Consider the following 11,851-nt stretch of genomic DNA (forward strand, 5'->3'; position numbering starts at 1 on the left):
CAGAAAAAGGCAATAGTAAACCCTTATCGATACAGCTATAACGGAAAAGAATTTCAGCATGAATTAAGATTAAACCTATACGACTACGGTGCCCGGAATTATGATCCTGCGATTGGTCGATGGCTGAATATCGATCCGCTGGCAGAAAAATCCAGGCGTTTTTCGCCTTACGTTTATGCATTGGACAATCCGGTCTATTTTATCGATCCGGATGGAATGTTAGCTACACCACCAGGAGATTTTTATGATAGGAAAGGTAATTATTTAGGAAATGATGGAAATAAAGATGGACGTATTTATCTTATGAATGCAGGTATGAGACCTAAGTCAGAAAATAAAGATGTTAATTGGGGCGGGACACTATCTGAAGCCCATTCAAATAACCTAAAAAATAATGCAACAGAAATTGGTGGTTTAATAGTATTAAATCGTACAGAAGAAGGTAAAGACTTTACAATTGGAGAATTTAAAACAACGGGAGACAAGCCTGTCACTGGTTATACAGTAGAACCAGGTGGTCCTGCAACAACTGAAAGTGGTAAAGATAAGAGAATACCAGAAGGGGTATATGACTTATCACCTCATGCAAGTACAAAATACCCAGGTTCATATAAAGTATCAAATGAAGAAGTTTCAAAAGACCGTGCAATTTTGATTCACGCAGGGAATAATGGAGCAAATACAGAAGGATGTATATTGCCAGGTACAAATAAAACCGATAGTGGAGTAAGTGCTAGTAAACCAAAATTGAAAGAAGTTTATAACTTTATAAATGAAAACAGTAAAGAATTACCCGTAAAATTAATTATCAATGAAAAAATCAAATAGAGTAATGCAAAATTTTGGGATATTGGTATTTATACTAACTATCACATTAAGTTGTAATTCACAAAATAAGAAAATGAATTTAGGAAGTATTCTCAAAGAATGTAAAAATCATCCATCAACAGAATGTAAAAAAACTTTTTTTTACAGTTTTCCTAAAACATATCAAGAGTTTCAAAAAGTATATGGATATGACGATGTTAAAGGTGAAGCTCCTTTCTATTCAAATTCAGAAGAGCACCTTGTTTTTTTCTTTGAAACTTCATTAGCTTTAAAAAAAGAAGTATTTATTGATAGGCTTATTAGCATAAGTAAAGACGGGAAATGGGATGCCGATTCTGTTAACTCTTTTCAAGATAAAATGCGAAAATATTTTTTCGCTAATAGTGATTTATTTTTAAAGCTGCTTAAAAATAAAAATGAAAATGAAATAAAAGGATTTTGGTACTTCTTTAGTGATGAGCCTCATTTTAATAATGAAGTTTCAAAAAGAATTTTGAAAATATTGGAAAAAGAAACTCAGATGAAGAACGTATATGTTGATGTAGTTGAAAAAGTGAAAAAAGACAATATTCATTGATTTCTAAAATAGAATAATCCGTTTTCAATATCATTCGCACAAGCTATATTATTTGTAGATGGACACCATATAATTATGCCTACAATAATTCTATTTACTTTTTGATCCTGAAGACTTTGCAACCTTAAGAATGGCGAAACGGGGAGCAATATTGATGTTATTGTTAAGCTTGGTGACAATAAACGAGGCTATGAATATACGGCTGGAAGTGTTTGAATAACACCATCGATAAGAGCTGAAGTAACAATTAGTGAAACTAAAACTTGGATTTTTATACTTTAAAGTGATGAAAGATTTTGAATTAGACACAAAGCAATTAAAAAGTATAACGTCTTTTTTAGTCGGTATTTTTATTGTAGGGATAATTGCTTGGGAGTTTTTTTATAGAACTGATGATAGGTTTTACAATAATCTTTTGGAATCAATTCGAAATGAAGAGTATAAAGGAATTGTAAACGAAAAATATTATGATAAAGAGAATCATAATGATCCTACTTTAGTGTTGAAAAGCGGTGAGAAAGTTTCTGTATATGGAATTATCTGGGGGAAAATATACCTAGGGGATTCCATCGTAAAAAATAAAGGAGAAACAACGTTAAGTTCTTTTAGAAATGATCAAAAATTGATTTTTGATAATAAAAGTATAATAGATGAGATTAGAAAATCTAAATAGTTTTATAATGACCAATATTGATATAAAAAAAGTTTTTAGTCTAATTTTTTGCTTAATACAAATCTAATCCAGATGGAATTATTGTTTATAAATATAAAGTTGAATATGAAAAAACAAATACTATTGAAGAGATTGGACTAATAAAAGAAAATTCAGCTGATTCATTTCATATAATCAGTTATAAGATTGAATAATCGCAATTATTAGGATTGAATTGCTGTTTAGAATTTAGGAATTTCTATCCATTAGAATAAAGCAATAGATGAATAATGGACAAATGATAAGAAATAAAACATAAAGTGGCCGGAATTTCTCCCAGCCACTTTTACTTTTATATAGTTCATGCAAATACTATTGCACACCGCCACCCAATGCTTTATAAAGCATGATGATGGCATTGTATTGTTTGTATTTGTTATTAATCAAATCCAGTTCGCTGCTTAAAGCAGAATCTTTAGCCGTTAACACTTCTAAATAGTTAACAAAACCCTGCGTTAACAACTCGTCAGAATAACTTGCTGCTTTGCGTAAAGCATCTACCTGTTTTTCGCGGATGACTAACTTGTCCGTTTCATTTTTATATTGTGCCAGCGCATCCGAAACTTCTTTTCCGGCATTCAGCAAAGACTGCTCAAATTGTAAATAGGCTTTTTCCTGGTTGGATTTTGCTACTTCATATTTGGTTCGGATCTGACGCTGATTGAAAATAGGCTGGGTTAATCCGGCAACAATGTTCGCAAACAGGGAATTGGTACTAAACCATTCTTTTAACTGCAAACTCTGGAAACCACCGGTAGCGGTAACCGTAAAGGACGGATAGAAATTACTTTTGGCTACATTGGTCAATTCGAAACTGGTAATCAGATTGTATTCTGCCGCAATAACGTCCGGTCTTTTGCTTAACAGCTCTGAAGGCACGCCAAAATCAACATCCACATTCATTTTCTGGGCTTCAAGAGTACTTCTTTCGATTTTCCCCGGAGCCTGTCCTAAAAGAATAGACATGGTATTCTCTAACAACGTGATGTTTGTTTTTAAATCGGCAATAATCAGGTCGGTTGCATATTTCTGTGCTTCCGTTTGTTTAACAGCCACCTCGTTTACATTACCGGCATCTTTTAACGCTTTAATCGTAACAATACTGTTATCGCGGTTTAAAAGCGTTTCCTGCGCTATTTTTAACTGCGAATCCAAAGACAGCAATTGGTAATAGGTAGCAGCAATACTCGCCAACAACTGTGTTTTAACTGCCTGGTTTGCGGCTACCGTTTGTAAATAGGAAGCATTTGCCGCTCTTTTATTACTTCTGATTTTTCCCCAGACATCTGCTTCCCAGGACAGGTTTCCGGAAAGCTGGTACTGATCCAGAGAACCGTTAAAAAACGATCCGAACTGACTGTTTTTTGCCAGTTCCTGGTGGGTCAGGTTAGCCCCTAAACTCAGGGTAGGAAAGTAGCCTGCTTTTCCTTGTTTCAGATTGGCTTCGGCAGCAACAATGGTTTGTATCGCAATACGGATATCAAAATTGTTTTGCAGTCCTTTTTCAATATGTCCCTGTAAAATTGGATCTGTAAAAAGCGTTTTCCATGAAACACTCGCCATAGAAGTACTGTCTTTAGCTGCCTGGTCTGTTCGGTACAGGTTTTCGGTAGCTACTTTCGGTCTTTCGTATTTTTTGGCGACAAAGCAGGACTGCATCACCGATGCAGCTGCTATGACAACCATTATTTTATATGATTTTTGATAGTTCATGTTCATGATTTTATAGTGCAACATTTTCAGAATCTTCTTCTGCCGCTTTTTGAGCTGCTGTTTTTCCGCTCATACGTTCCTGTAATCCCTGGAAGATGACAAACAATACCGGAATAAAAAATACCCCTAAAATAGTACCGATTAACATTCCTCCAACAGCACCCATACCGATAGAACGGTTACCTACCGCTCCGATTCCATTGGCTAATGCCAGCGGTAATAAACCGAAGATAAAGGCGAAAGAGGTCATCAAGATCGGACGCAGACGCGCTTTAGCACCTTCAACTGCCGATTCAAAGAGGCTCATTCCGTGCCTTCTACGCTGGATGGCAAATTCGACAATCAGAATGGCATTCTTCGCAAGTAGTCCGATTAACATGATCAGGGCGATCTGGAAGTAAATATTGTTTTCCAGTCCAACGAGTTTTACAAATCCGATGGCTCCTGCAATACCAACCGGTAACGATAGGATTACCGATAACGGAAGCAGGTAACTTTCATATTGTGCACTTAACAGGAAGTAAACGAATATCAAACTCAACAGGAATACACCAATCGCCTGTCCGCCGGAAGAAATCTCCTCACGGGTCATACCGGAAAACTCATAATCGTAATTGTTCGGCAAATGTTCGGCAGCCACTTCTTTAATCGCGTTAATCGCATCACCGGAGCTATATCCCGGATTAGCTTTACCGTTAATGTTAACCGATTTCAATAGGTTGAAACGGGTAACCGCTTCCGGACCATAGGTCTTTTTCAGACTCACAAACTGACTGATGGCTACCAGTTCGTCATTTTGGTTCTTGATATAAATCTTATCCAGACTTTGCTCTGTAGCGCGATCTTCGGGTTTTGCCTGGATCATAACACGGTATTGCTTACCGAACCGGTTAAAATCCGTTGTGTACAATCCACCGTAATACCCCTGTAGCGTATTGAAAATATCGGATACGGAAATTCCGGCATCTTTGGTTTTTTCAATATTGATATCCAGCTGGTATTGCGGGAAGTTCGGGTTAAAGTTGGTCATGGCATACTGAATCTCCGGTCTTTTGTTTAAAGCCTGTAAGAACTCGCCGCTAACTTTACTGATTGTTCCCCAATCGTCATCGCCTTTGGACTGTAACTTAAATTCGAAACCGTCCGCAGTACCGAATCCCTGTACACTTGGCGGCGTAAAGAACAATGCTTTTGCATCTTTAAAGTGTGCCGTTCTTCCGAATAGTTCCCCCACTACGGCTTCAATGGACTGATTAGCTTCTTTACGCTGTGACCAGTCTTTTAATTTGATAACGGTAAAGGCATAAGAACCACCGTTTACGTTGTTTAATAAACTGAATCCGACAACGCTCATACGGGATTCAATGATATCCATAGAAGCTAAAATAGAATCCAGCTCGTTAACGGCTTTCTGTGTTTTTTCTAAAGTTGTTCCCGGAGGCAGGGTTAAATCACCCATGATGATTCCACGGTCTTCATTCGGAATAAATCCGGACGGCGTGGATTTGAACAACAGGAAGGTGATCCCTACAACTGCTAATAAAGCAATTCCGGTGATCCATTTTCTTCTTACCAGGAAGTTTAGGGATCTACTGTATTTATTGTTCATCGAGTCGAATGCTGTATTGAAAGACGTAAAGAAACGGTCTTTCAAGCCTTTTTTGGCATGCTCGGAATCATCGTGTGGTTTCAGGAACAAAGCACAAAGCGCCGGACTCAGGGTTAAGGCATTAATTGCTGAAATTACAATCGCTACGGCTAATGTAATGGCAAACTGCTTATAGAATACTCCCGATGGTCCTTTCAGGAAGGATACCGGTACGAATACCGCCGACATAACCAGGGTGATCGAAACAATCGCTCCGGTAATTTCGTCCATCGCAGAAATGGTTGCTTTTTTCGCATCCTTGATACCGTGATCCAGTTTGGCATGGACCGCCTCGACGACGACGATCGCATCATCGACCACAATACCAATAGCCAGAATCATAGCAAACAGGGTTAGCATGTTAATCGAGAATCCGAAGAGCTGCAGGAAGAAGAAAGTACCAACAATTGCTACCGGAACCGCAATGGCCGGAATTAGCGTTGATCTTAAATCCTGAAGGAAAACGAATACCACGATAAATACCAATATAAAGGCTTCTACCAAAGTGGAAACCACTTTTGCAATGGAAGCATCCAAAAAGGTTTTGGAGTTATAAGGAATAACATAATCCAGTCCTTTAGGGAAAGTACCTTTGCTCTCTTCCAGGATATGCATTACTTCCGTCATGATATCCTGTGCATTTGAACCGGATGTCTGGAAAATACCAACGGCAACACCCTGTTTCCCCATGGCCATATTCTTGGCGCCATAGTTGAAAGCCCCTAATTCTACAGTGGCAACATCTTTTAAACGAAGGAAATTTCCGTTTCCGGTCGATTTGATAATGATGTTTTCATATTCTGAGATCTGGGAAAGACGGCCTTTGTATTTGATTACATATTCGTAAACCCCTTCTGCGTTTTCACCGAATTTTCCGGGAGCCGCTTCTAAGTTCTGTTCCCGTAAAGCGTCCTGGATTTCAGACGGAACCACTTTGTAGTTCGCCATTTTTTCAGGGTCGATCCAGATACGCATCGAGTAGTCTTTTGCGCCAAACACGTTTACCTGACCAACACCCTTAACACGTTGTAACTTGGGTACCAGGTTAATTCTGGCGTAGTTCTGGATAAAGGTTTCGTCATATACTTTATTGTCAGAATAAAGGGCAAAGAACATCAGGGCACTCGTCTGGCTCTTGATGGTGGTAACACCGGTATTTACTACTGCCTGAGGCAATTTACTGGTTGCTCTTGCCACACGGTTTTGTACGTTTACGGCAGCGATATCAGGATTAACCCCTAATTCGAAGAACACACTGATGTTTGCCGAACCGTTATTTGCCGATGTTGAAGTCATGTAGGTCATCCCTTCCACACCGTTAATTTCTTCTTCAATAGGTGTTACCACACTATTTAAAACGGTTTCTGCATTTGCTCCGGTATAGGTAGCACTTACCTGAACGGTAGGCGGAGCAATTTCCGGATATTGCTCTATAGGCAACGACGTTAATCCCAATATCCCGAGTATGGTAATGATAATGGAGATTACGGTTGAAAGAACCGGTCTGTTTATAAACGTTTTTATCATAATCTATTTTTTAGCTTGAGCATTAGGAGCCGGAGCGGTCTGGGCATTTTTACCAGCTTCCTGAGGAATGATTTCCTGGTTGTCTGTTAATTTGGTTACCCCTTCGACAACAACAATTTCATTAGGTTCGATACCGCTGGTAACGATGAAATTCAATCCGGATGTTCCGTTAGTCTCAATAATTTTGGAATGTACTTTATTGTCTTTGCCAACTGTATATACCATTTGTTTCCCCTGCATGTCGTACACTGCATTTTGCGGTAATAAAATCACGTCTTTTTCCTCTATTGGTAAACGGATGATCCCGCTGCCGCCGCTTCTCAATACGGCCTGAGGGTTTGGAAACTGCGCTCTGAATTCGGTACTACCGGTACGGGCGTTAACCAATCCGTTGATTGTTTCAATTTTTCCTTTCTGATCATATACCGAATTGTCAGCCAAAATCAGCTCAACAGGAGGCAATGCCTTGATCTTTTCAGCAGTTGTAGCGCCTTTAAAGGTTTTGTTGAAATGGATAAGCTGTTTTTCGTTCATCGTGAAATAGGCACGGATGTTACGGATATCCGATACGGTTGTCAGCGGATCTACTGTAGTAGAACCAACAAGGCTTCCCACTTTGTACGGTATGCTTCCGATAACACCATCTACCGGGCTGGTTATCGTCGCAAAATTGATATTGGAAGCAATACTGTTGTAATTCGCTTTCGCCTGAGCTAAATTGGCTTTAGCCGTTTCAAGCGTCACATTACTGATGATTTTGCGCTCCACTAAAGGAATCAGCCTGTTTACTTCCACCTGAGCAGCGTTTACAGCAGCTTTGCTGGCGTTTGCATCCTGCGAAAGGGTGTTGGTTTCCAGTTTAAACAGTATTTGACCTTTTCGTACGTTTTGTCCTTCGTCAACAAAGATCTTTTCAATAAAACCGTTTACTTTCGGTCTGATTTCAACATTTTGCTGTCCTTGTAAATTCGCAGAATATTCTTGATAGGTTATAGCGTTCTCTTTAACTACTTTTTGAACCGGGAAGGGCATCGGTCCATTTGCCTGCTGTTGTTGTGATTTCTTGTCGCCACACGATGCCAGAATCAGTGTAGTCACCAACATGCTAAAGATTAATTTATTCTTCATAAGATAACTATTTATATAATTGTAAATAAACTTTTAAAATTCGTCTCGGGATAGGGATTCTTCGGTAATGGATTTATTCAGTAATTTTTCAAACTCAAGCAAATATTTCATATAGGTATCAATTGCTTTTGTTACCATAGGGGTGTGTCCTTCGGCAGGATACCGGACTTCATAGTCCCGGACTCTCATCAGCATTTTCTTTTCGGAGTCAAGGAATTTCAGATGGTTTTGAATGCGTTCGCTGGGAGGAGAAGGGAGGAAATATTTTTTCCGGTCTCCGGGTTTGGTATAGTAGCTTATTTTGCCCAATTTCAGCAGGAGGTTGATATTGGTAGAGATCGTGCTTTTACTGGCATTTCCCTGTTCTACCAATTCTTCAAAAGTCAGCCCTTTGGTTCTGCTGTTCAGGATCAGGATCCCAAGCAGTCGGGAAGCACAAGGGGGTAAATTATAGTAGGTTTCAAAGTGAATACCGAACAATTCGATCAACTCGTCTTTTTCTTCTTGCTGCTTATCCATAGTATTCTTTTTGTTAAATTGGTTGCAAAGATACAATTAGTTCGGTTTGAACCAAACTAACCGAACTAGTCGGCACGTTAAAAAAAGCTTAATATTTTATGGCTTGGATGGCTTGGAAAAAAAAGAATCTGAATATTAGTAAGTTACCAATATTCAGATTCTAAATTCTTTAACTAATTTACAACAAAAAAGAATTAAAAAGACATTTTCCTGTTAAGAAATTATTTAATATTACTTTGCGTGTTAAAAAAATCCGGTCAGGGGATTAGTTTGCCACTTTTATTTCAAACATTTTATCCCAGTTTTTACCGGTTACAAAAATGGTTTTGGTCTTAGGATTGTAGGCAATTCCGTTTAAAACGTCCAGATCCGGATGTGCCGTTACTTTCGATTTCAGATCCGTTAAATTAATGATGGCTTCCACCGCACCGTTTTTAGGGTCAATGATCGCAATAGCATCTTTGGTATAAATATTTGCGAATATTTTCCCGTCGATCCATTCCATTTCATTTACGGCCTTGATTTTCGAACCGGCAGTATAGACATTAATATAATCGACTTCTTTAAAATCGGCAGGATTAACAAACCAGATTTTTTCAGTACCGTCAGACATTAAAAGGTTTTTACCGTCATTGGATAATCCCCAGCCTTCCATTTGCGGTTTAAAGTACGGGAAGGTTTTCTCTTTTTTAAAGGTATCGGCATTGTAAACGTATGCTTCGTTGTTCTGATACGTTAACTGGTATACTTTATTGTTCAGTACGGTAGCGCCTTCTCCGAAAACAGTTTGCGGAAGTTCTACAATTTTATATACTTTTCCGGTTTTATAATCGGTTTTACGCAAGCTTGAAATACCGCGCAGACCGGTTCCGTTTCCGGCACCGTTTCCGGTACTTTCAATTAAAGTATCACGGTAAAATTCCAATCCCTGTGTGTATGCCTTGATATCGTGAGGGTAGGTGTTTATAATTTTATAGTCTAAAAGTTTAGGCTGAATTGCCGAAACCAGTTCGACTCTTCCGGTGGCTTCATTATTTTCGCCTTCAAAATAAACCAGTGCCTTAATATTCTGATAACCCAGTTTCTGGTCTTTTAAGGCAAAACTGAATTTACCGTTTCCTTTTACAGCGCCAACTTTTTTATCGTTTACATAGTAAATAACCGAGTCAATCGCCTTGTTTTCGATGTTTGTTATACCCAAAGGAAGGGTTTCCTGAGGCTGATAAACCTCTTTTAAGCCCGTTGTATCAATGCTGAATAAAATTTTTTCATTATTTTTTTCTTTGTCACAGGAGAAGAAAAAACTGCTTAATAAAATGAATGCTAATGCATTATAATTTTTCATGATTACTAAAATTGATTACCACAATATACGATTGTATTTTATATCTCACAATTGCCTTGCAAAAATATAAAAAGATTGTATATTTGCACCGGCAAGTCCTACACGACCAGCTCCTGCAGACTCCTCCAGGGTGGGAACACAGCAAAGGTATGTGGTTGTAGCGGTGCGATGTAGGTCGCTTGCCATTTTTTACAAAATACACGAATTATCTCCTCTATGGAGATTTTTTTGTTTTAGGCCCTTTTTGGTTTTTATAAGCGTGCGAACTTCCTTATTTTAGCATGCTGAAAAGCAAATTAAACAATCAATTACAGTTCCATGAATAAAGTGGTTTTAATTACCGGCGGTTCTTCCGGTATTGGTAAAGCAATCGGAGAATTATTGTTCCGCAGCGGATATAAAGTTTATGGAACCAGCAGGAATCCGGAACGGGTACTGCAAAGTGTTTTTCCATTGGTAGCTTTGGATGTACGGGATGCCGTTTCTATCCGGAAGGTTGTTGCCGAAGTGATTGCCAAAGAAGGCAGACTGGACGTACTGATCAACAATGCCGGCGTGGGAATCACAGGGCCGCTGGAAGAGATTCCGGCTGAGGAAATCCGCAATAATTTTGAAACTAATTTATTCGGGCCGATAGAAGTAATGAAAGCCGTGCTGCCGCAAATGCGTCAGCAGCAATCGGGTTTAATCATTAATGTAACGTCTATAGCCGGTTATATGGGGCTGCCTTACAGAAGCGTATATTCGTCGTCCAAAGGCGCTCTGGAATTAATCACGGAAGCCTTGCGAATGGAAGTGAAAAAATTCCGTATTCATATTACAAATGTGGCACCGGGGGATTTTGCGACCAATATTGCTGCCGGACGTTACCATGCACCTGTTATTAAAGGCTCGGCCTATGAACTTCCGTATGGCAATACGCTAAAGGAAATGAACGAACATGTAGACGGTGGAAGCAATCCCGGTCAGATGGCGGAAGCGGTATTGAAGATCATTCAGAACCCGGATCCGAAAATCCATTATAAAGTAGGGGCTTTTATGCAGAAATTTTCCATTGTACTCAAACGGATCCTGCCGGATAAAGTATATGAAAAATTACTGATGAACCATTATAAATTGTAATTTTGTATTCCGTTTTTTAACACAACTATTATTAAATATATTTAAGATGAAATTTTTTATAGACACGGCTAATTTAGAGCAGATTAAAGAAGCACAGGCTTTGGGAGTATTGGATGGCGTTACAACAAACCCATCATTAATGGCGAAAGAAGGTATTACAGGAAAAGACAATATCTTAAAACACTATGTGGATATTTGTAATATAGTTGAAGGTGATGTGAGCGCGGAAGTAATCGCTACCGATTATGACGGAATGATCAGAGAAGGTGAGGAACTGGCAGAATTGCACGAGCAGATCGTGGTGAAATTACCAATGACTCAGGAAGGTATCAAAGCGTGTAAATATTTCTCAGACAGAGGCGTTAAAACAAATGTAACGTTAGTATTCTCTGCAGGTCAGGCATTGTTAGCCGCAAAAGCAGGTGCTACTTATGTATCGCCTTTCCTGGGAAGACTGGATGATATCTCTATGGACGGTTTGAACCTGATTGACGAAATCCGTCAGATCTATGATAACTATGCTTTCGAAACGCAAATTTTAGCCGCTTCGGTACGTCACACGATGCACGTTGTTAACTGTGCTAAAATCGGAGCAGATGTAATGACAGGACCTTTATCGTCTATCCTTGGATTGTTAAAACACCCGTTAACGGATATCGGTTTGGCGCAATTTTTAGCAGACTACGAAAAAGGAAACAAATAGTTTTCTACAGTTATACATTAAAAAAGGCG

10 protein-coding genes and 1 other RNA gene are annotated in these 11,851 nt (G+C 38.9%); 6 read left to right on the forward strand and 5 right to left on the reverse strand.

Features of this window, described 5'->3' with window-relative positions; genetic code table 11:
• The 3 genes from BGO42_RS15180 to BGO42_RS15190 form a co-directional block, all read left to right on the forward strand.
• Positions 1-828: DUF5675 family protein (locus BGO42_RS15180; protein WP_286749473.1), on the forward strand; the 828-nt coding region annotated here is incomplete at its 5' end.
• Positions 812-1,405, forward strand: a complete 594-nt coding sequence (locus BGO42_RS15185; RefSeq protein ID WP_273245924.1) for a hypothetical protein — start codon at positions 812-814, stop codon at positions 1,403-1,405. The genes BGO42_RS15180 and BGO42_RS15185, both read left to right, overlap by 17 nt.
• A 286-nt stretch (positions 1,406-1,691) precedes the next feature.
• Positions 1,692-2,078: a hypothetical protein gene (locus BGO42_RS15190; protein WP_273245922.1), complete on the forward strand. Its 387-nt coding sequence runs from the start codon at positions 1,692-1,694 to the stop codon at positions 2,076-2,078.
• A 351-nt stretch (positions 2,079-2,429) separates the two neighbouring features.
• Here BGO42_RS15190 and BGO42_RS15195 read toward each other — a convergent pair whose 3' ends face one another.
• The 5 genes from BGO42_RS15195 to BGO42_RS15215 form a co-directional block, all read right to left on the reverse strand.
• Positions 2,430-3,830, reverse strand: coding sequence for an efflux transporter outer membrane subunit (locus tag BGO42_RS15195; RefSeq protein ID WP_177736335.1), 1,401 nt, complete (start codon positions 3,828-3,830; stop codon positions 2,430-2,432).
• Between the two features lie 10 nt (positions 3,831-3,840).
• Entirely contained in the window at positions 3,841-7,005 is a 3,165-nt protein-coding gene (locus BGO42_RS15200) for an efflux RND transporter permease subunit (RefSeq protein WP_177734356.1), read from the reverse strand.
• Between the two features lie 3 nt (positions 7,006-7,008).
• Positions 7,009-8,133: an efflux RND transporter periplasmic adaptor subunit gene (locus tag BGO42_RS15205; protein WP_273245919.1), complete on the reverse strand. Its 1,125-nt coding sequence runs from the start codon at positions 8,131-8,133 to the stop codon at positions 7,009-7,011.
• Between the two features lie 33 nt (positions 8,134-8,166).
• Positions 8,167-8,652 carry a GbsR/MarR family transcriptional regulator gene (locus tag BGO42_RS15210; RefSeq protein WP_177734358.1) on the reverse strand — a complete coding sequence of 162 codons (486 nt, stop codon included), beginning with the start codon at positions 8,650-8,652 and terminating at the stop codon, positions 8,167-8,169.
• A gap of 265 nt (positions 8,653-8,917) precedes the next feature.
• On the reverse strand, positions 8,918-9,997 hold the full coding sequence (locus tag BGO42_RS15215; RefSeq protein WP_177734359.1) for a glutaminyl-peptide cyclotransferase: 1,080 nt from the start codon (positions 9,995-9,997) through the stop codon (positions 8,918-8,920).
• Positions 9,998-10,086: 89 nt separating this feature from the next.
• On the opposite strand from BGO42_RS15215, the gene ffs reads away from it, so the two are divergent.
• The 3 genes from ffs to fsa all read left to right on the forward strand — a co-directional run bounded on the left by ffs (position 10,087) and on the right by fsa (position 11,822).
• An RNA gene (gene ffs, locus BGO42_RS15220) (signal recognition particle sRNA small type) lies at positions 10,087-10,184 on the forward strand.
• Positions 10,185-10,315: 131 nt separating this feature from the next.
• Positions 10,316-11,119 carry an SDR family oxidoreductase gene (locus tag BGO42_RS15225; protein ID WP_273245917.1) on the forward strand — a complete coding sequence of 268 codons (804 nt, stop codon included), beginning with the start codon at positions 10,316-10,318 and terminating at the stop codon, positions 11,117-11,119.
• A 46-nt stretch (positions 11,120-11,165) separates the two neighbouring features.
• On the forward strand, positions 11,166-11,822 hold the full coding sequence (gene fsa, locus BGO42_RS15230; RefSeq protein WP_177734361.1) for a fructose-6-phosphate aldolase: 657 nt from the start codon (positions 11,166-11,168) through the stop codon (positions 11,820-11,822).
• Positions 11,823-11,851: the final 29 nt, after the last annotated feature.

Origin of the sequence: Flavobacterium sp. 40-81 (genome assembly GCF_001898245.1) — a bacterium.
Taxonomy (GTDB): Bacteria; Bacteroidota; Bacteroidia; order Flavobacteriales; family Flavobacteriaceae; genus Flavobacterium; species Flavobacterium inviolabile.